The sequence below is a fragment of the Nakamurella sp. PAMC28650 genome (genome assembly GCF_014303395.1).
In the GTDB taxonomy this organism is placed as follows: Bacteria; Actinomycetota; Actinomycetes; order Mycobacteriales; family Nakamurellaceae; genus Nakamurella.
On the sequence record NZ_CP060298.1, the window covers coordinates 4954950 to 4974357 of the forward strand.

Sequence of the window (19408 nt, forward strand, 5' to 3'; positions counted from 1 at the left end):
GAAGGATGACCCGGTGACCATCCCGCCGTACCCGATGTCCAACGATCCGTCCCAGAGCGCTCCGCAACCCGGCATGTACCCGCTGCGACCGCTGGCCATCGGCGAGATCTTCGGTGCCGCTGCCCGCGTCGCGGTGCGGCATCTCCTGGTGCTGGCGCCGCTGGCGTTCGTCATCTCGGCGGTGGGCCTGGGGGTGCAGTTCTCCATCCTGGCGTCGAACGGAGCCCTGGGCGACTACGCCTCCGGGCAGCTCACCGCCGTTCCGGCGGGAGCGACGCCGGCCGAGCTCAACGACATCCTGCGCAGGCTCTACACGGACTTCCTGCCGGCCGTCGGCCTGAGCACGCTCGTCTCGCTGATCGGCGCCCCCATCCTGGCTGCGGTCGCGACTCCGTTCGCGGCGCTGGGTGCGACGTCGAGGGTGAGCCACAACAACGCCGGCCTCGCCAGGTTGCGCGGGCGGTGGCCGGTGCTGCTGGGCACCGGGGTCGTGGTCGGACTGGCCGTCGGCATCGGTTCCCTCCTGCTCGTGGTCCCGGGCGTGATGGCGTACCTGATCCTGATGCCGGCCGGTCCGGTGGCAGCCATGGAGGGTTCCTCGCTGCGGGACACGCTCCGGCGGGCGGCCGTGGTCAGCAAGGGGTTCAGGGGACGACTTTTCGGCGTCGGCATCCTGACCGGACTGATCGCCGGCGGAATCAGCCTGGTGGTCTCCTCGGTGGTCGGCAGCCTGGTCGGCACCTCGAACGGGACCACCCACCTATTGGCCACCTCGGTGGTGTCCCTGCTGGTCGGAGCCTTCACGACCGCGTGGAGCGCCAGTGTGGTCGCGATGCTCTACATCGACATCCGGATCCGGCGCGAGGGCCTGGCCGGGGCTCTCCTGGCCGCGGCCAGTCCGTCGCCGTTCAGCTGAGCTGGGCGGGGTTCAGCTCGTCAGCTCCTCCAGCAGGTCGATCGGGGGGCCTTCGCCGGGCGTCAGGACCGTCCACGGCGAGAGGTAGTGCTCGGCGGCGAACCTCCGGTACATCGCCCCGGTCCGTGCCTGCAGCCCGGCGTCCGCCTCGAACCGGTCCAGCGCGCGGGTGCCGTCCGCATCGGCCCGCCCCCTGGCCCGTTGCGCCGCCACCTCCTGAGGAGTGGCCAGCAGCACCTGACGGTCCGGGATGGGCAGGTCGAACCGCCCGATCTCCAGGTCGCGTACCCACTCCGGAAATCCGGTGTCGACCTCGGGAGCGCCGAGTCGGGCCGCGCCGTACGCGGCGTTGGAGCTGACGTAGCGGTCCAGCAGCACCAGGTCGTGCTGCTCGAGGAGGTCCCGGATCTCCTGCGCCGCAGCACGTCTGTCGAGCGCGAACAGCAGGGCGGGGCCGTACACGGAGTCCGACAGGTCGCCGAGTCGGCCGTAGAGCGCATCCTGCACCAGGTCGGCGTGGACGTCGACGCCGTACCGGGGGAAGGCCATCGTCGCGATGGCCAGCCCGGCCGCCCGCGCCTGCCCGGCCAGGGTCCCGGTCAGTGTCTGCTTCCCCGAACCGTCCAGTCCCTCGATCACGATCAGTCGGCCCACGCGCTGAACCCTATCGTCAGCCGTAGGGGGGTCTGGTCGTCATCCGGCGGTCGGGTCGGCTCGATTCCACCACCCGGCCGCACCGATGGTTGGATGGTCGGCATGACGAATCCATCAGCCAGCAAGCCCGAGGTCGACTTCCCCACCGGCGAACCGCCCGCCGAGTTGGTCATCCGCGACATCACCGTCGGGACCGGGGCGGAAGCCGTACCGGGCGCGAAGGTCACCGTGCACTACCTCGGCGTCGAATTCGCCACCGGCGACGAGTTCGACTCTTCGTGGAACCGTGGCGAGTCCATCGAGTTCCCGCTCCGCGGCCTGATCCAGGGCTGGCAGGACGGCATCCCCGGGATGAAGGTCGGCGGCCGCCGCGAGCTCGTCATCCCGCCGCACCTCGCCTACGGTGCGGCCGGCTCCGGGCACCGGCTCTCCGGCCAGACCCTGATCTTCATCATCGATCTGCTCGCCGTCGCCTAGCCGCCCCTGATCCCGGTGGCTGGGGTCCCGGTGGCGTGGATCAACTTCGTAGGCATGGGCGAAAGTGATGACTCCTGTCACTCCAGTCCCAAATCGGCCACTTTGATCCATGCCAACGATGTTGATCCATGCGGAACCCGGGACCCGCCCACGACGAAGCCCCGCGAAGCATCGAGCTTCGCGGGGCTTCTGTCATCTGGATCCGGGTAGGTCGATCCTCTGTGTCAGGGCAGGCTGATCAGTAGCGGTAGTGATCCGCCTTGTACGGTCCCTCGACGTCGACGCCGATGTACTCCGCCTGCTCCTTGGTGAGCTTGGTCATCTCGCCGCCGAGGGCGAGAACGTGGATCAGGGCGACCTTCTCGTCCAGATGCTTCGGGAGGCGGTAGACCTCGAGGTCGTACTCGTTGCGCTTGGTGAACAGCTCGATCTGCGCGATCGTCTGGTTGGCGAACGACGCCGACATGACGAACGACGGGTGACCGGTGGCGTTGCCCAGGTTCAGCAGGCGGCCCTCGGACAGCACCAGGATGGTCTTGCCGGACGGGAAGCTCCAGAGATGGACCTGCGGCTTGATCTCGGTCCGGTTGATGCCGGGGATCCGGGCCAGTCCGGCCATGTCGATCTCGTTGTCGAAGTGACCGATGTTGCCGAGGACGGCCTGGTGCTTCATCGCCTGCATGTGGGCGGTGCTGATGATGTTCTTGTTGCCCGTCGTGGTGATCACGAAGTCGGCGCGACCGATGGCGTCGTCGATGGTGGCGACCTCGTAACCGTCCATCAGCGCCTGGAGGGCACAGATCGGGTCGATCTCGGCGATGACGACACGGGCGCCCTGGCCGCGCAGCGACTCGGCGCAACCCTTGCCGACGTCTCCGTAGCCGGCGACGAGGGCGACCTTGCCGCCGATGAGGACGTCGGTGGCGCGGTTGATCCCGTCGATCAGGGAGTGGCGGCAGCCGTACTTGTTGTCGAACTTGCTCTTGGTCACCGAGTCGTTCACGTTGATGGCCGGGAACAGCAGCTCGCCCGCGGCCGCCAGTTGGTAGAGGCGCAGCACGCCGGTGGTGGTCTCCTCGGTGACGCCCAGGATCTGCGGGCCGACCGCGGTGAAGTAGCCCGGATCGGTGGCCAGCGAGGCGCGCAGCAGATCGAGGATGACGCCGTACTCCTCGGAGTCGGACTCGTCGGTCGGCGGGACGACGCCGGCCTTCTCGTACTGGACGCCCTTGTGGATCAGCATGGTGACGTCGCCGCCGTCGTCCAGGATCATGTTCGGGCCGACGGGCTTGCCTTCGACCGAGGGCCAGCGCAGCATCTGATCGGTGCACCACCAGTACTCGGGCAGGGTCTCGCCCTTCCAGGCGTAGACCGAGACACCCTTCGGCTCTTCTTCAGTGCCGTAGGGGCCGACGACGGTGGCCGCTGCAGCGTGGTCCTGGGTGGAGAAGATGTTGCAGGACACCCAGCGCACACTGGCGCCGAGCGAGACGAGGGTCTCGATCAGCACGGCGGTCTGGACGGTCATGTGCAGCGAGCCGGCGATGCGCGCACCCTTGAGCGGCTGCACCTCGGCGTACTCACGCCGCAGGGTCATCAGGCCGGGCATCTCGTGCTCGGCCAGGGTGATCTCCTTGCGGCCGTACTCGGCCAGGCCGAGATCGGCGACCTTGAAATCAAGTCCGCCGATGCGGTCGGCGGTGAGGCCCGGATCGGACAGTGTTGCTGTCATTGAGTTTGCTCCTCGAGCAGGTCATCTGCGCCACGTCAGCCGTAGCGCTCCACGGCCGGACTCGGGCGGCAGCCCTGCACCGGACGCCCGGAGTCGTCTTGCCACGGGCGTGCATGTCGACACCAGGGTAGCTGCTACGGGACCGATCAAGGCCAGAGCACACCGATCGTGCCGGATCTCATCCCGTGGTCGGACCCGCACCGGGACGATGGGTCGACTCATAGGCGAGCGAGCTCTCGACGAGAGCATCAGGCCGATTCCTGACCTGCAGCGTGGGCGAGAGCTGCACCGATGCGGCCAGCGTGGCCAGGGTGCCGACGGACAGGACGTCACCGGAAGGTGCCTGTACGACGATCGTCGCTTTCCCCCACCTCGTCCATGCGACCTGCTTCCTGGCATTGACCATGATGTGCACCCCGCCGACGTCGATGGATCTGCTATCCGCGGCAAACTGCGCGTTCGTCTCCGAGCCCATCACCAAACTCTGCACGAACCCTCCGCCGGCGACGGTGGCGTGGACGTCGAGACAGTCGCCGTTGCCGGCCAACGGCGTCGCCCCCGATGCCGTCGTACTCCGGCAGAGCGAGAGTCGTGGCCCACCCATCTGGGAGACAGAGGTCGAGCTCGTCGAACTGGCAGCGGTGTAGCCCTTCGGCGTCAGACCGATCCAGATGTCGGGAGGAAGGACGGTCGGGACCTCTCGGATCGCAGACGCGAAGCCGGCCAGGTCAGGGTCCGCGACCCCCCCGCTGTAGACGCTGATCCAGTGCCCGTCGCCCAGTTGCCAGATGATCCGCGGGTCAGTAGGGATCGAATGATCGTGGAGCGACACCTCGGGCACGGTCACCAACCGGGCCCCATGACCGTTGATGGTGATGTTTCGGCTGTTCAGGTGGATGGTGTCGAACCGCGAGCCGACGTCGAGCGGCGGCTCCGCCGTGGTGATCCAATAGCCCCGGTAGCGACCGACGACGGCGGTGGCCGGGTCCGCCGGATCGGTGCTGATGGGCGCATGCTCGTCCCAACCGACCTGCAGCGACGAAGGGCTGCTCTCCACCTGGGGTCCGTCCTGGTCGAACGACGTCCAGGTCCCTGGCACCGCGACAGGTGATCTCACGGCGAGGTCGCCCAGTCCCGCCAGAGCCGGATCCGAGGACGGGACGATCGAGGTGGCGGAGCTCCGGGGGCCCAGCGTCGCCGTCAGGTTCGCCCTCGACACCCCGACGGGTGTCGAGTTGGTCGGCGCTCCGAGCAGGGTGGCTGCGCTGGCGACCAACAGGACGGCCGCCACGACTGAACCGGTTGCATACCAACGCCTTCGGCGCAGTTGACGCCGGTAACCACCCTGCACGGTCCGGAGCACCGCGGCTGCGGTCGGCGCGTCGTCGGAGATCGCGGCGAGGCGATCGTGCAGTTGCACGTCCTGGTCGTTCATCGGGTTTCTCCGACCTTGTCGGGGCGAAAGTTGCCGGGGCGAAAGTTGCCGGGGTCCGGGGACAGCTCGTTCCCGTGCACCTGGCCTGGCGGAGTTTCGCGCTCGCGGATGGCACTGAGACCACGGGAGACGTAGCTGCGGACCGCACCGGAGGAGCAGCGCAACTCGGCCGCGATGCGGTCGTCCGGGAGATCGAGGTAGTAGCGCAGGACGATGGCCGCCCGCTGTTGCTCCGGAAGGCCGAGCAACATCTGTTCGAGCTGATCGCGGTCGTCGACTGCCCCGCCCACGGACGGGCCCGCGGTCTCCGGAAGGTCGCCGGTCCGCGTCGCAGTGATGAATCGACGACTCCAACTGCGCCGTTCCGACAGGAAGCCGTTGGTCACCATCGACCGGACGTAGGCCCCGGGGAACTCCATCCGGCCGATCTTGTTCCACCGCAGGTGGGCCTTGATCAGCGCGTCCGCCAACACGTCGTGGGCGGCATCCCGATTCCCCGTCAGGAGACGTGCGTACCGACGCAGGGAGTCGAGCTCCCCCGACAGAAACTCCTCGAACGTCATCGATTCCCCTCGACCGACCACCGGAGCCACCTCGTACAGCGGCGGTTGATGACGTAACTCCGCTGGGCGGGATCCTGCATCGTCCGGAGGATCAAATTTCCGGATTCACCCGATCGCCACCGGCGCACCTGGCACCACTGGCGCACCGGGAGGCGCCACCCGGATCAGTCGGCGACCGGAGCGACCGCAGCGGCCGCAGCGGCCGCAGCGGATGCAGCAACCGCAGCGGCCGGCTCCCGCGCGGCACCGGAGGTCAGACCGGCCAGGCCGACCAGGATCAGGACCAGCAGCAGAGCGTGCAGCAGGCCGATGTGGCCACCGAGCAGGCCGATGGACGGGGGACCGACCAGGAACGCGAAGTACCCGATCGTGGCGACCGCGCTGACCCTGGCCGCAGCGACCGCAGGATCGTCGGCCGCTGCCGACATCCCGACCGGGAAGCCCAGGGCCGCACCGAGTCCCCACAGCACCACCCCGACGCCCGCGACCAGGGCGCTCGGCACGAAGATGACCACCAGCAACCCACCGGCAGCCAGCAGCGCCGACGCCCGGAGCACGGGCACCCGACCGAACCGGTCCAGCAGGAACACGCCGGCGATGCGGCCCACCGTCATCGCCGCCACGAAGATACCGAAGACGAAAGCACCGGCGGCGTTGCTGACGTGGTGTCCGTCGACCATGGCCAGCGCGAGCCAGTCGTTCGCGGATCCCTCGGCGAAGGCCATTCCCAGCACGATGAGGCCGATCAGGATGGTGCGGCGCTCCCGCCAGATGAGCAGACGGCTTCGCCAGCCCGCCGGCCGCCCTCCGCCGGGTGCCGCGGTGGGCGCGTCGGGGTGCGGCGGCAGCTTGCGCACCGCGAACATGACCCCGACGACCATCACGACGGAGATGACGCCCAGGTGCGCGGCGATCGGGAGGTGCGCGAGTTCGGCCAGTGCCCCCAGCGCGGCCCCCGCGACCGTTCCGACGCTGAAGGCGGCGTGGAACAACGGCATCACCGTTCGCCCGAGGACCCTCTCGTTGGCCGCGCCCTCCACGTTCATCGAGACGTCGCACATGCCGACACCGGCCCCGAAGATCGCCAACCCGGCGACGACCGGCAGAGGCGCTGCGAACAGGGTTGCTCCGAGACCGGCGATCGCGAGTCCGATGGCGCTGCCGACCATCGCACCGGCGATCGTCCTGACCGAGCCGAAATGCACGAGGACATGGCTCGAGAGGATCAGGCCGGCAATGGAACCGGCCGCCAGCCCGAAGACGATCCACCCCATCTCGCTGGTGCTCGCATGCAGCGAGTCGCGGACCGAAGGGGTTCGGGACACCCAGCTCGACAGACCGATTCCGCAGAGTCCGAAGATCGCGAACACCGCGTTGCGCCATCCGACGATCTGCTCGCGGGTGAGCACTCCGGTGGTGGCCGGCCCGGCAACGTAGGTCATGTCACTTTCCTGGTGCGGTTGATGCCGTCGAAGGCACGAAGAACGTCGTCAGGCTTTCGCTGAGCAGGGTCGAAACGATTCGATCGACGTGATGCGACTAAGGTAGCGAGCGCATCCGGCGGGGTCAACCCCACTCGGACGGCGGATCCGGCCGATCACTTCCGAGCCGTCGACGCGATGGGACGGCGCCGCCTCGGCGATGGACAGAAAGGGGTGGGTGCGATGACGGAGCAGGTCGTGGCGACCGCTGCCGACCGTCCGGTCGCCGACAAGCGGCCGACCCTGGCCGCGGTGGCCGCCCTGGCGGGCGTGTCGGTCTCCACCGCTTCCCTGGCCTTCAGCGGCTCCGGCCCGGTGTCGCCGCAGACCCGGGAGCGGGTCCTGGCCGCCGCCGAACAACTGCGCTACGCGGGACCGGACCCGCGGGCACGGTCGTTGCGGCAGGGCCGGTCCGGCATCATTGCCGCAGTGCTGGAAGAGACTGTGCTGCAGGCGTTCCGGGATCCGGTGAAGATCGCCTTCCTGGACGGTATCGCCCAGGAGCTGGCGGCCTCCGGCCATTCCCTGCTGCTGGTCCCGGATGTCGGCGAGGGCACGAACACGTTGGAGTCGGCCACCATGGACGCCGTCGTCCTGATGGGGTGCAGTCCGCACGTCAGCCGTTCGATCGAGGTGACGCGCCGGCGTTCCATCCCGATCGTGGCGCTGGGCAACACCCCGTTCGCCGACGTCCTGTCGGTGACGTTGGACGATCGGGCGGCGACGGTGACCCTGGCCCGTCATCTGCAAGATCTGGGCCACGTCCGGGTGAGCGTGGTGGCGCTGCCGCTGGAAGCGAGCCGCGGGCGGGGTCCGCTGACTCCCGAGTGGGAATCCACCGCCAACATCTCGACGCCGATCGACCGGCTGGCCGGTGCCCGGGAGGTGTTTCCGGATCTGTCGGTGGTGGTAGCGGGCGGCTCCCTCGTCGACGAGGGGCTGCTGGCCGGCCGCTCCCTCCTGCGCCGGCCCGACCGGCCGACCGCGATCATCGCGCAGAGCGACCTGCTCGCCGCCGGCGTGATCCAGGCCGCCCAGGAACTGGGGCTGCAGGTCCCCGGGGACGTGAGCGTGGTCGGGTTCGACGGCATCCGCCTGGACAACGTCATCTCCCACGACCTGACGACGATGGTCCAGCCGGCCGCGGAGCAGGGCGCAAGGGCCGGTCGGATGGTGCTGGACATGCTGACCGACGGGCATCCCGCAGCCGCCTGCTTCACCAGCGAGTTCCACCTCGGCAACACCACCGGTCCCCCAGCCACGAGTTCCCGGGTCTGACCCCCCGGTCGGGGCCCACCGCGGTCAGCTGGTGATCGCGCCCCGGGCGGCCGAACCGACCAGCTTGGAATACTTGGCCAGCACACCCCGGCGGTACTGGTGGGACAACGGCGCCCAACCGTCCCGGCGGCCGACCAGCTCCTCGGCCCCCACCAGCAGATCGATGGTCCTCGCGGCGATGTCGACCCTGATCACGTCTCCGTCCCGCAGGAAGGCGATCGGGCCGCCGTCGACCGCTTCCGGAGCGATGTGCCCGATGCACAGGCCGGTGGTCCCCCCTGAGAACCGGCCGTCGGTCAGCAGCAACACCTCCTTGCCGAGGCCCGCGCCCTTGATCGCGGCAGTGATGGCCAGCATCTCGCGCATCCCGGGACCGCCCTTGGGGCCCTCGTAGCGGATCACGATCACGTCGCCCGGCCTGATCCGACCGTCAGTCAGGGCATCCATCGCCGCACGCTCCCGCTCGAAGACGCGGGCCGGGCCCTCGAAGACCGCCAGATCGAAGCCTGCCGTCTTGACCACCGCGCCGTCCGGAGCCATCGAACCGTGCAGGATCGCGATCCCCCCGGTCCGGTGCAGCGGATTGTCGAGCTTGCGGAGCACCTCGCCGTCGAGGTCCGGAAGTTCCAGTTCGGCCAGGTTCTGCGCCAGCGTCCGGCCGGTCACCGTCAGGGCGTCGCCGTGCAGCAGACCCGCATCCAGGAGCGCCTTCATCACGACGGGAATGCCGCCCACCCGGTCCATGTCGTTCATCACGAACCGGCCGAACGGTTTGAGATCACCGAGATGCGGTACCCGGTCGGCGATCCGGTTGAAATCGGCCAGCGTCAGGTCGACCTCCGCCTCGTGCGCGATGGCCAGCAGATGCAGCACCGCGTTGGTCGAGCCGCCCAGCGCCATCACGACCGCGATGGCATTCTCGAAGGCCTTCTTCGTCATGATGTCCCGGGCGGTGATCCCCTCGCGGATCAGCCGCACGACCGCTTCGCCGGACCGGTGCGCGAAGTAGTCCCGACGGCGGTCCGCCGCCGGCGGCGCGGCCGATCCCGGCAGGGACATGCCCAGCGCCTCTGCGGCCGAGGCCATCGTGTTGGCCGTGTACATGCCGCCGCAGGCACCCTCACCGGGGCAGATGGCTCGTTCGATGCGTCCGAGATCGGTCTCGCTCATCTTGCCGGCCTTGCAGGCACCGACCGCCTCGAAGGCATCGATCAGCGTCACGTTCCTCTCGGTTCCGTCCTCGAGCTTGACCCATCCCGGCGCGATGGTGCCGGCGTAGAGGAAGACCGAGGCCAGGTCGAGCCGGGCCGCGGCCATCAGCATGCCCGGCAGCGACTTGTCGCACCCGGCCAGCAGCACCGAGCCGTCCAGCCGCTCGGCTTGCATGACGGTTTCCACCGAGTCGGCGATCACCTCGCGGGAGACCAGCGAGAAGTGCATGCCCTCGTGGCCCATCGAGATGCCGTCCGACACGGAGATCGTGCCGAACTGCAGCGGGTACCCGCCGCCGGCGTGCACACCCTCCTTGCAGGCCTGCGCCAGGCGATCGAGAGACAGGTTGCACGGGGTGATCTCGTTCCACGAACTGCCGACCCCGATCTGGGCCTTGCCCCAGTCGTCGTCGCCCATCCCCACGGCCCGGAGCATGCCGCGCGACGCGGTGCTCTCGATTCCATCGGTGACCTGGCGACTGCGCGGCTTCATGTCCGGTGTGCTCACCGGCCGCAGCCTATCGGCGCGACGCCCTCAGACCTCGATCGGGCGGGTGACAGGAGTCGCCCCGTCATCGCGGTGGGAACGACCCGAGGAGGTGAGGACGGCTCCGGCGCTCGCCACGATCACCATGCTCATCGCCACCAGATCGGTCGGGCCGATCCGCTGGTGCAGGATCAGGAAGCCGGAGGCCGCGCCGATGGCCGGCCCGAGGCTGACCAGGATGGCGAAGGTCGAGGCCGGAATCGTCCGCAGCGCGAAGAGCTCCAGCGTGTAGGGAATGCTGGAGGACAGCACCGCGATGGCCAGTCCGATCAGCAGGACGCCCGGCTGGAAGAGGACCGATCCGGCCGCCAGGATCCCCAGTGGCAGCGTCAGGACGGTGGCCACCCCCATCGAGAGCGCGAGCCCGTCCGCTCCCTGGAAGCGAGCGCCGGACCGCGCGCTGAGCAGGATGTAGGCCGCCCACAGCACGCCGGCACCCAGCGCGAACAGCACTCCCGCCAGGTTCAGGCCGCTCAGCCCGCCACCGAGCAGCACCACTCCGGCGAGCGCCAGCGCCGCCCACACCCAGGAGAGCCATTTCCGACTCGAGAACACCGACAGCGCAAGCGGTCCCAGCACCTCGATGGTGACCGCCGCGCCCAGCGGGATGCGATCGATGGCCTGGTAGAAGAGCACGTTCATGCCCGCCAGCACGCCACCGAAGGCCAGGACCAGCTGCCAGTCGCCCCGGTCGCGGCCGGTCAGCCTCGGCCGGAAGATCAGCAGCAGCGGGATCGCGGAGAGGGCCAGCCGGAGCGAGACGACACCGAGCGCGCCGACCCGGGGGAAGAGCAGCACCGCGATCGCCGCGCCGAACTGCACCGACAGCGCACCCGTGACGACCAGGCCGACGGACGTCGCACGCCAAGAGGTGGAGACCGACCGGGTGGTCCGGGTCGTCTGGACGGGCGTGGTGAGCACACTGCTCACAGTAGGACCGGATCGGACCGGCGTGAAATGCCGGATCAGCACTGGTTATGCTCTGCAGGCATGACCATCGAGGTCCGCCACCTGCGCTACTTCCTGCTCATCGCGCAGGAGGGCAACATCACCAGAGCGGCTGCGCTGCTGCACATCACCCAGCCGGCACTGTCCCGCACCCTGCGACAGCTCGAGACCCACCTCGGCGTCCAGCTGGTGGACCGTTCCACCCACCACCTGGAACTCACCACGGCGGGTCAGCACTTCGCGGCCAGGGCGGCGACCGCCGTCGCAACTTTTGATGAGACGACCGACCCCGCGCGTCTGGATACCTGGCCCCTGCGGCTGGGCCACTCGTGGTCGGCCCTCGGTCGTCACACCCCCACCCTTCTGCGCAGGTGGGGGCGGGCACATCCGGACATCCCGCTGGAACTGCTGCGGTTCGACGATCGCACCGCAGGCCTGGCCGACGGACGTTCGGACGTGGCCCTGGTGCGCGGGTCCGCTCCGCGCGGATTCGCCGGCGCCCATCTGTTCGACGAACGACGCCTGGCCGCGGTCCCGGCCGGTGGCGAGCTGGCGTCGCGGGCGAGCCTGACGCTGGCCGATCTCGCCCGTCATCCGGTGGGCCTGAGCCCCACCGCCGGATCGACGACCGTCTCGCTGTGGCCGGCCGGAGCACAGCCCCGGGAGATCGTGACGGTGGCCAACACCGATGACTGGCTGGCGGCGATCGCCGCCGACCGGGCGGTGGGCGTGACCGCCGAGTCGACCGCGCAGATGCACGGCCATCCGGGGGTCGCCTTCGTGCCGCTCGCGGACGCACCTGATCTTCCGGTGATGCTCATCTGGGCCGACCCGCCCTCGCATCCGGCGGTCCCCCTGCTCCTGGCGCTGGTCCGTCAGGTGGTGGCGGATGAGCCGGCGGGTCAGCCGACGGAGAGCGCCTCGCGCAGCTGATCCGCCAGCCTCAGCGCGGACTCTCGCAGGGCCTGCATCGACGGCCCCGCGCCGAGCACTTCCCTGCTCGTCGTCGGGAGGACCGTGGACAGATCTTCGCCGAAGACCACGGCGAGGTCGGCGACCGTTCCACCCTGGGCACCGAGGCCCGGGGCCAGGAACGGTCCGTTGACCTCGGACAGGTCGACCCCGGTGCGCCCGTTCGTGACACCCACGACCAGCCCCACCGAGCCCATCGGGCGCTCGCCGCGGTTCTGGTCTGCGGCCGCGTCCGCGATGGCCTGAGCCACCGAACGGCCATCGCGGCCCACCGAGTGCTGCAGCGCGGGGCCTTCCGGGTTGGACGTCATGGCCAGCACGAAGATGCCCCGACCGTTGGCTCGTGCCGCGTCGAGGGCCGGCTGGAGTGATCCGAAGCCGAGGAACGGGGACAGCGTGACGGCGTCGGCGGCCAGCGGTGAGCCGTCGGTCACATAGGCCGCCGCGTAGGCGGCCATGGTGGAGCCGATGTCGCCACGTTTGGCATCCAGCAGCACCAGGGCTCCCTCCTCCCGGCACCGGGCGATCAACCGCTCCAGTACCGCGATGCCGCCGGAGCCGTAGGCCTCGAAGAACGCGGACTGCGGCTTGAGCACGGCCACCGTGCCGGCCAACGCCTCGGCCGCCGTCATCGCGAACTTCTCCAGTCCGGCCACCGTTTCCGGCAGATCCCACGCCCGCAGCAGGCCCGGATGAGGGTCGATCCCGACGCACAGCGGGCCCCTGGCCGCCATGGCGGCGGCGAGCTTGGCACCGAACGGCTCCATCAGCGTGCCCTCCGTCCCTCGGTGTCCGGCCCGGTGTGGGTGTCCGGCCCGCGGCCCGGCTTCCGATCCCGTGCGCTGATGGCCTTGTTGAGGCCGGTGACCAGGCCGGGACCGGAGTAGATGAACCCGGTGTAGAGCTGCAGCAGTGCCGCCCCGGCGTCCAGCATGGCCATACCGTGCTCGGGCGTGGAGATCCCACCGACTCCGATCACCGGGAGGTCGGTGTGTCCGGTCACGAACCGGACGACTTCCAGCGCCCGCCGGCGTAGTGGCGCCCCCGAGAGGCCGCCCGCCTCGGAGCCCGACTGCCGGTCCCGCGCGGAGATCCCGTCGCGCGAGAGCGTGGTGTTGGTGGCGATGACACCGGCGATCCCCTGCTCGTGACAGACCTGGAGCAACTCTGCGATGGCGGCGTCCGTCAGGTCCGGCGCGATCTTGACGAGGATCGGCACCGGCCGACCACCTCCGGCCAGCGCGGCCGCACTGCCCGTCAGGGCGCCCAGAAGCTCGCCCAGCGGCCCCTTCTCCTGCAGCGACCTCAGCCCGGGCGTGTTCGGCGACGAGACGTTCACCGCGATGTAGTCGGCGTAGTCGTGCACGGCCCGCAGCGACCGGAGGTAGTCCCCGACGGCATCCTCGACCGGGGTCAGCTTGGACTTCCCGAGTGATATGCCCAGCGGGATACCGACTTTGCCGACCCCGGCGAGAGTGACGGCCAATGCGGCGGCCCCGGCGTTGTTGAAGCCCATCCGGTTGACGATGGCCTCCGAGGACTTCAACCGGAACAGTCGCGGCCTGTCGTTGCCCGGCTGCGGGTGCGCGGTGACCGTCCCGAGCTCGGCAAATCCGAAACCCATTGCCGGCCATGCCCTGACGGCGATCCCGTCCTTGTCCATCCCGGCGGCCAACCCGACGGCGGACGGGAAATCGATGCCGAACACCGTGCGCGGACTGCGATGCCGTCCCAGCAGCAGCGAGAGCCCCTTGCGGGCAGCTGTCACGTCGCCCACGCCGTGCAGCGCCCGCAGGGTCGCGTGGTGCACGACCTCCGCGTCACCCCGTCCCAGCCGGAACAGCACCGGCCTGGCCAACCGCTCGTACACCATGTCCAGCATCGTCATCGACCGCCGGCCCCCACCCCGCGCTTATCAACTTCGCCGGCGCTCATGAACGTCGCGGAAATGTGACGGGTGGGACGCAAGTCGACCCGATGATGAGCGCTGGCGAAGGTGATAAACGCGACGGATTCAGGCACCGGGGAACCCCGACACGGCGGATCCTGTGGGTGCGGCGGATTCTGTGGGTGCGGCGGCTCCCGTGGGTGCAGAGGACACGGCAGCGGCCCGTGCGACGCGTAGTCGTTCCTGCAGCACCTGGAGCGGAGCCACGCCGACCTCGGAGCGGGTGACCGCCTCGATGCCCTGGATGGCGGCGGCCGCGCCGGCCACCGTGGTGATGCAGGGGATGTCGGCGGCGACGGCGGCCGTGCGGATCTCGTACCCGTCGATCCGCGGACCGGACTGGCCGTACGGGGTGTTGATGACCAGATCCACCTTGCCCGCCTTGATCAGGTCCAGGATCGTCTCACCCGCTGCGCTCTCGTAGTGCTTGCGCACCACCTGCACGTCGATCCCGTTGCGCTGCAGCATGTCCGCCGTCCCTTCGGTGGCCAGGATGGTGAACCCCAGATCGGCGAGCCGTTTGACCGGGAAGACCAGCGACCGCTTGTCCGCGTTGGCCACGGACACGAAGACGGTGCCCTTGGTGGGCAACGATCCGTAGGACGCGGTCTGGGACTTCGCGAAGGCCGGACCGAAGGCCATGTCGACCCCCATCACCTCACCGGTGGAACGCATCTCGGGCCCGAGCAGGGTGTCGACCCCGGTACCGTCCGGCCGGCGGAAGCGATGGAACGGCATCACGGCCTCCTTGACCGAGACCGGTGAGCCGGCCGGCATCAGCCCGCCGTCACCCTCGGCGAGCAGGAGACCTTCGACGCGCAACGACGCGATGCTGGCACCGGCCATGATCCGCGCGGCCGCCTTGGCCAGTGGCACCGCGGTGGCCTTGGACGTGAACGGAACGGTCCGACTGGCCCGCGGGTTGGCCTCCAGGACGTAGAGCGTCTGGTCCTTCAGCGCGTACTGCACGTTGAGCAGTCCGACCACGTGACCGTCCAGGGCGATCGCCTCGGTGTGCTTGCGCACCCGCTCGATGTCGCTGCGGCCCAGGGTGATCGGCGGCAGCACGCAGGCCGAGTCACCGGAGTGGATGCCGGCCTCCTCGATGTGCTCCATCACGCCGCCGAGGTAGACCTCGGTGCCGTCGCACAGCGCGTCGACATCGATCTCGATGGCGTCGTCCAGGAAGCGGTCGACCAGCACCGGGTGATCGTCGGTGATCTCCGTCGCGCGACTGATGTAGTCGGCCAGCGACGGCTCGTCGTAGACGATCTCCATGCCGCGGCCGCCGAGCACGTAGGAGGGCCGGACCAGCACCGGGTAGCCGATCCGTTCGGCGGCCACCCGTGCCTGCTCGAACGAGGTGGCCATTCCGAACGCCGGCGCCGGCAGTCCGGCCCGCGCCAGCAGTTCACCGAACCGGCCGCGGTCCTCGGCGAGATCGATGGCGTCCGAGGAGGTCCCGAGAATGGCTACCTCGACCCGCTCCCCCGATCCGTCCCGACGGACGATCGACGCACCGTCCAGGACGGAGGCCAGCTTCAACGGGGTCTGCCCACCCAGCGTGACGATCACCCCGGCCACCGTGCCCGACTCCTGTTCGGCAGCAATCACTTCCAGGACGTCCTCGGCCGTCAGAGGCTCGAAGTACAAGCGGTCCGAGGTGTCGTAGTCAGTGGAGACCGTCTCCGGATTGCAGTTGACCATCACGGTTTCGAAGCCGGCCTCGCGCAGGGCCAGGGCGGCATGCACGCAGGAGTAGTCGAACTCGATGCCCTGGCCGATCCGGTTCGGTCCGGATCCCAGGATGATGATCTTCTCGCGGTCGGTCTGGCGGGCCACCTCGGACTCGGCGGCGGGGTCGGTCTCGTAGGCCGAGTAGTGGTACGGGGTGGCAGCTTCGAACTCGGCGGCGCAGGTGTCGACGGTCTTGAACACCGGCCGGACGCCGAGGGACCACCGTAGCTCCCGCACGGCCGTCTCGGAGCCCAGTTCGGGCCGCAGCACCGAGATCTGGAGATCCGACAGGCCGTACCGCTTGGCCGTGCGGAGCAGGCGCGCATCCAACTCCGCAGCATCCCGGACGTCGTTGCCGATCGAGGCGATCAGCTGGATCTGACGCAGGAACCACGGGTCGATCCGGGAGGCCTCGTAGACCTGCTCGATGCTCGCACCCCAGGCCAGCGCCCGCTCGACCTGGTAGATGCGACCGTCGGTCGGGACGGCGATCTGGGCCAGGAGCCCGTCCAGATCACCCTTCGCCATGGCCGGTCCGGTCCAGAATCCCGAGACCTTGGTCTCCATCGAGCGCATGGCCTTCCCGAGGGCCTCCGCGAACGACCGGCCGATCGACATGGCCTCCCCCACCGACTTCATGGTGGTGGTGAGAGTCGGATCGGCGCCGGGGAACTTCTCGAAGGCGAACCGCGGGATCTTGACGACGACATAGTCCAGCGAGGGCTCGAAGGCTGCCGGCGTCGCCTTGGTGATGTCGTTGGCGATCTCGTCGAGGGTGTAGCCGATCGCGAGCTTCGCGGCGATCTTGGCGATCGGGAAGCCGGTCGCCTTGGAGGCCAGCGCCGACGACCGCGAGACCCGCGGATTCATCTCGATGACGACCATCCGACCGGTCGAGGGCTCGATGCCGAACTGGATGTTGCACCCGCCGGTGGCCACCCCGACCGCGCGGAGGATCTTCAGTCCCAGATCCCGCATGTCCTGGTACTCGCGGTCGGTCAGCGTCATCGCCGGTGCGACGGTCATCGAGTCGCCGGTGTGCACGCCCATCGGATCGATGTTCTCGATGGAGCAGACCACGACCATGTTGTCGTGCGCGTCGCGCATCAACTCCAGTTCGTACTCCTTCCAACCGAGCACGCTCTCCTCGATCAACACCTCGTGCACCGGCGACGCGGCCAGTCCCGTCGCGGCGATCCGCTCGAGATCATCTGCCGTGTAGGCCATGCCGGACCCGAGGCCCCCCATGGTGAAGGACGGCCTGATGACCACGGGCAGCCCGAGATCGGCCACCGTGGCGCGAACCTCCTCGAGGGTGTGGCAGACCGCGGAGCGCGGCACGTCGCCGCCGAGCCCGCGGACGATGTCCTTGAAGATCTGCCGGTCCTCGCCGCGCTGGATGGCTGGGATGTCGGCGCCGATCAGTTCGACGTCGTACTTCTCGAGCACCCCCGCGTCGGAGATGGCGATGGCGGTGTTCAGGGCCGTCTGTCCGCCCAGGGTGGCCAGCAGCGCATCCACCGGGAATCCGCGCGCCGCCTGGTCGGCCAGCACCTTCTCCACGTACTCGGCCGTGATCGGCTCGATGTAGGTGGCGTCGGCGAACTCGGGATCGGTCATGATCGTGGCCGGGTTGGAGTTGATCAGCGAGACGCGGATGCCCTCCTCGCGGAGGACCCGACACGCCTGGGTGCCGGAGTAGTCGAACTCGCAGGCCTGGCCGATCACGATCGGTCCGGAGCCGATCACCAGGATGTGCTTGATATCAGTGCGTGCGGGCATCAGTGATCAAGGCCTTTTGCCGTAGTGGAGGCGTGCTTGCTGCCAGCAGCCATCAGAAGGGTGAAACGGTCGAACAGCGATTGGGCGTCGTGCGGCCCGGCAGCGGCCTCGGGGTGGAACTGGACCGAGAAGGCCGGCACATCCAGGCATTCCAGTCCCTCGACCACGTTGTCGTTGAGGCAGACGAAACCGACCTGGACGCGGCCGAATTCCGTCTCGCTGACGACGTCCAGGGGGGCATCGACGGCGAATCCGTGGTTGTGCGCCGAGATGAGCACCCGGCCGGTCGCCTTCTCGAGCACCGGTTGGTTGATGCCCCGATGCCCGAACTTCAGCTTGTAGGTTCCGAAACCCAGTGCGCGACCGAGGATCTGATTGCCGAAGCAGATGCCGAAGAGCGGGATTCGCCGGGACAGGATCTCCCGGGTCAGCGCCACCATCCGGGTCTGGCTGGACGGATCACCCGGGCCGTTGGACAGGAACACCCCGTCGACGCCGAGGGCCTGGATGTCGTCGATGGTGACGTCGGCCGGGACCACGTGGGTGGTGATCCCGCGCTCCGCCATCATCCGCGGGGTGTTCGCCTTGATCCCGAGATCGATGGCGGCCACGGTGTACCGGGTCTCCCCGACGGAAGGCACCGTGTAGCGGTCGCGGGTGGAGACCTCGCTCGTCAGGTCCGCCCCCGCCATCTGCGGCTGGGCCCTGACCTGCGCCAGCATCTCGTCGGTGGAACCAAGCCCGGCACCGGAGAAGATCCCGCAGTTCATCGCCCCGGCGGTCCGCAGATGACGGGTCAGCGCCCGGGTGTCGACCCCCGAGATCCCGGGGACGCCTTGATCTTCCATCTCCTGCGGGAGGCTGGAACTCGCGCGCCAGTTCGACGGGGCCGGCGACAGGTCGCGGATGACGTACCCGGCCACCCAGATGCGTCCGGACTCGTTGTCGTCCTGCGTCCCGTCGGGACCTCCTGCGGAGACCCAGCCGGTGTTACCGATCTGCGGCGCCGTGGAGACCACCACCTGACGGCGGTACGACGGGTCGGTCAGGGTTTCCTGGTAGCCCGTCATCCCCGTGGTGAACACGGCCTCACCGAAGGCGATACCCGTTGCGCCGAATGCTGTTCCGCGGAAGACGCGGCCGTCCGCCAGCACCAGGGCCGCAGCCTCGGGACGTGCCGTGGAGGAATTGCCCGCAGTGCTCATGCCGATGCTCCGTCATTGCTGGTGGTGGGTTCTCCGAGGAGTCGCTTCGCGGCGGCGATCCACTCGGCCTGGTCCTCCAGGTCTTCCAGTCGCAGTCCGCTGTCGATCGAACTGCCACCCAGGCGCCAGGTGATCACCAGGATGCCGTCGGGCATGCCCATCACCTTGCCGGCGATGCCCGGCGCGGTACCGACCGCCACCAGATCGTCGACCGGGATGAAGATCTCGGACTCGCCGACCCGCTCGATGAGCACCCCGAGCGGACTCAGGTGCAGGGTGGCGGCGGCCCGGCGGCCGAGTCCGTGGGCGACGATGCGATCCTGCCACGAACCGGTCGGGGTGCTGGAGACGTAGAGCCCGGACAGCGGTTCGGTCAACTCCGCACCGAGATCCACCGGTGCCGGCGGCAGGTCGGCGATGTCGGCCTGGCGCTGGGCACGATGCTTCCAGCCGACCCGCAATCCCCAGGCGGCCAGCAGGATCACCAGGATCAGACCGACGGTGAGCAGGAACCTGTCCATC

General features: G+C 69.1%; 16 protein-coding genes. 4 read left to right on the forward strand and 12 right to left on the reverse strand.

Annotated elements, in window-relative coordinates:
* Nucleotides 1-13: 13 nt before the first annotated feature.
* On the forward strand, nt 14-916 hold the full coding sequence (locus H7F38_RS22500; protein ID WP_187091849.1) for a hypothetical protein: 903 nt from the start codon (nt 14-16) through the stop codon (nt 914-916).
* Nucleotides 917-928: 12 nt separating this feature from the next.
* On the opposite strand, the gene H7F38_RS22505 is transcribed toward H7F38_RS22500, so the two are convergent.
* The gene (locus H7F38_RS22505) at nt 929-1570 is read right to left on the reverse strand and encodes a dTMP kinase (protein WP_187091850.1); all 642 of its coding nucleotides are present in this window, start codon (nt 1568-1570) and stop codon (nt 929-931) included.
* Between the two features lie 102 nt (nt 1571-1672).
* On the opposite strand from H7F38_RS22505, the gene H7F38_RS22510 reads away from it, so the two are divergent.
* Nucleotides 1673-2047 carry an FKBP-type peptidyl-prolyl cis-trans isomerase gene (locus tag H7F38_RS22510; RefSeq protein ID WP_187091851.1) on the forward strand — a complete coding sequence of 125 codons (375 nt, stop codon included), beginning with the start codon at nt 1673-1675 and terminating at the stop codon, nt 2045-2047.
* A 238-nt stretch (nt 2048-2285) separates the two neighbouring features.
* Here the strand turns inward: H7F38_RS22510 and ahcY are convergent, their stop codons facing one another.
* The 4 genes from ahcY to H7F38_RS22530 all read right to left on the reverse strand — a co-directional run bounded on the left by ahcY (nt 2286) and on the right by H7F38_RS22530 (nt 7219).
* Nucleotides 2286-3779 (reverse strand): adenosylhomocysteinase, encoded by a 1494-nt coding sequence (ahcY, locus tag H7F38_RS22515; protein ID WP_187091852.1) that lies wholly within the window; start codon nt 3777-3779, stop codon nt 2286-2288.
* Nucleotides 3780-3957: 178 nt separating this feature from the next.
* Nucleotides 3958-5214, reverse strand: a complete 1257-nt coding sequence (locus tag H7F38_RS22520; protein WP_187091853.1) for a hypothetical protein — start codon at nt 5212-5214, stop codon at nt 3958-3960.
* A complete protein-coding gene (locus H7F38_RS22525; protein WP_187091854.1) occupies nt 5211-5777 on the reverse strand; it encodes a SigE family RNA polymerase sigma factor in 567 nt (188 codons plus the stop codon). The genes H7F38_RS22520 and H7F38_RS22525 overlap by 4 nt, the downstream gene beginning before the upstream one ends.
* Nucleotides 5778-5941: 164 nt before the next feature.
* The gene (locus tag H7F38_RS22530; RefSeq protein WP_187091855.1) at nt 5942-7219 is read right to left on the reverse strand and encodes an MFS transporter; all 1278 of its coding nucleotides are present in this window, start codon (nt 7217-7219) and stop codon (nt 5942-5944) included.
* Nucleotides 7220-7441: 222 nt separating this feature from the next.
* Here H7F38_RS22530 and H7F38_RS22535 point away from each other — a divergent pair, with 222 nt between their 5' ends.
* Nucleotides 7442-8536 carry a substrate-binding domain-containing protein gene (locus H7F38_RS22535; RefSeq protein WP_187091856.1) on the forward strand — a complete coding sequence of 365 codons (1095 nt, stop codon included), beginning with the start codon at nt 7442-7444 and terminating at the stop codon, nt 8534-8536.
* 24 nt (nt 8537-8560) lie between these two features.
* Here H7F38_RS22535 and ilvD read toward each other — a convergent pair whose 3' ends face one another.
* Together ilvD and H7F38_RS22545 are read right to left on the reverse strand one after the other, a co-directional pair.
* Nucleotides 8561-10240, reverse strand: coding sequence for a dihydroxy-acid dehydratase (ilvD, locus tag H7F38_RS22540; RefSeq protein ID WP_222618749.1), 1680 nt, complete (start codon nt 10238-10240; stop codon nt 8561-8563).
* Nucleotides 10241-10282: 42 nt separating this feature from the next.
* Entirely contained in the window at nt 10283-11224 is a 942-nt protein-coding gene (locus H7F38_RS22545; protein ID WP_187091858.1) for a DMT family transporter, read from the reverse strand.
* 60 nt (nt 11225-11284) lie between these two features.
* On the opposite strand from H7F38_RS22545, the gene H7F38_RS22550 reads away from it, so the two are divergent.
* The gene (locus H7F38_RS22550) at nt 11285-12175 is read left to right on the forward strand and encodes a LysR family transcriptional regulator (RefSeq protein ID WP_222618269.1); all 891 of its coding nucleotides are present in this window, start codon (nt 11285-11287) and stop codon (nt 12173-12175) included.
* On the opposite strand, the gene pyrF is transcribed toward H7F38_RS22550, so the two are convergent.
* From pyrF to H7F38_RS22575, 5 genes are all read right to left on the reverse strand, one after another.
* Nucleotides 12145-12981: an orotidine-5'-phosphate decarboxylase gene (pyrF, locus tag H7F38_RS22555; RefSeq protein WP_187091859.1), complete on the reverse strand. Its 837-nt coding sequence runs from the start codon at nt 12979-12981 to the stop codon at nt 12145-12147. The genes H7F38_RS22550 and pyrF overlap by 31 nt on opposite strands.
* Entirely contained in the window at nt 12981-14087 is a 1107-nt protein-coding gene (locus H7F38_RS22560) for a quinone-dependent dihydroorotate dehydrogenase (RefSeq protein ID WP_187091860.1), read from the reverse strand. The genes pyrF and H7F38_RS22560 overlap by 1 nt, the downstream gene beginning before the upstream one ends.
* A gap of 141 nt (nt 14088-14228) precedes the next feature.
* On the reverse strand, nt 14229-17681 hold the full coding sequence (gene carB, locus H7F38_RS22565; RefSeq protein WP_187091861.1) for a carbamoyl-phosphate synthase large subunit: 3453 nt from the start codon (nt 17679-17681) through the stop codon (nt 14229-14231).
* Nucleotides 17681-18886, reverse strand: coding sequence for a glutamine-hydrolyzing carbamoyl-phosphate synthase small subunit (gene carA / locus H7F38_RS22570; RefSeq protein ID WP_187091862.1), 1206 nt, complete (start codon nt 18884-18886; stop codon nt 17681-17683). The genes carB and carA overlap by 1 nt, the downstream gene beginning before the upstream one ends.
* Nucleotides 18883-19407 (reverse strand): transporter, encoded by a 525-nt coding sequence (locus H7F38_RS22575; RefSeq protein ID WP_187091863.1) that lies wholly within the window; start codon nt 19405-19407, stop codon nt 18883-18885. The genes carA and H7F38_RS22575 overlap by 4 nt, the downstream gene beginning before the upstream one ends.
* Nucleotide 19408: the final 1 nt, after the last annotated feature.

Excerpts from the sequence above, each read along its gene's own strand:
- H7F38_RS22510 (WP_187091851.1), top strand. The coding sequence starts at position 1,673 with ATGACGAATCCATCAGCCAGCAAGCCCGAGGTCGACTTCCCCACCGGC.
- ahcY (WP_187091852.1), bottom strand. The coding sequence starts at position 3,779 with ATGACAGCAACACTGTCCGATCCGGGCCTCACCGCCGACCGCATCGGC.
- H7F38_RS22520 (WP_187091853.1), bottom strand. The coding sequence starts at position 5,214 with ATGAACGACCAGGACGTGCAACTGCACGATCGCCTCGCCGCGATCTCC.
- H7F38_RS22525 (WP_187091854.1), bottom strand. The coding sequence starts at position 5,777 with ATGACGTTCGAGGAGTTTCTGTCGGGGGAGCTCGACTCCCTGCGTCGG.
- H7F38_RS22530 (WP_187091855.1), bottom strand. The coding sequence starts at position 7,219 with ATGACCTACGTTGCCGGGCCGGCCACCACCGGAGTGCTCACCCGCGAG.
- H7F38_RS22535 (WP_187091856.1), top strand. The coding sequence starts at position 7,442 with ATGACGGAGCAGGTCGTGGCGACCGCTGCCGACCGTCCGGTCGCCGAC.
- ilvD (WP_222618749.1), bottom strand. The coding sequence starts at position 10,240 with ATGAAGCCGCGCAGTCGCCAGGTCACCGATGGAATCGAGAGCACCGCG.
- H7F38_RS22550 (WP_222618269.1), top strand. The coding sequence starts at position 11,285 with ATGACCATCGAGGTCCGCCACCTGCGCTACTTCCTGCTCATCGCGCAG.
- pyrF (WP_187091859.1), bottom strand. The coding sequence starts at position 12,981 with ATGGAGCCGTTCGGTGCCAAGCTCGCCGCCGCCATGGCGGCCAGGGGC.
- H7F38_RS22560 (WP_187091860.1), bottom strand. The coding sequence starts at position 14,087 with ATGGTGTACGAGCGGTTGGCCAGGCCGGTGCTGTTCCGGCTGGGACGG.
- carB (WP_187091861.1), bottom strand. The coding sequence starts at position 17,681 with ATGCCCGCACGCACTGATATCAAGCACATCCTGGTGATCGGCTCCGGA.
- carA (WP_187091862.1), bottom strand. The coding sequence starts at position 18,886 with ATGAGCACTGCGGGCAATTCCTCCACGGCACGTCCCGAGGCTGCGGCC.
- H7F38_RS22575 (WP_187091863.1), bottom strand. The coding sequence starts at position 19,407 with ATGGACAGGTTCCTGCTCACCGTCGGTCTGATCCTGGTGATCCTGCTG.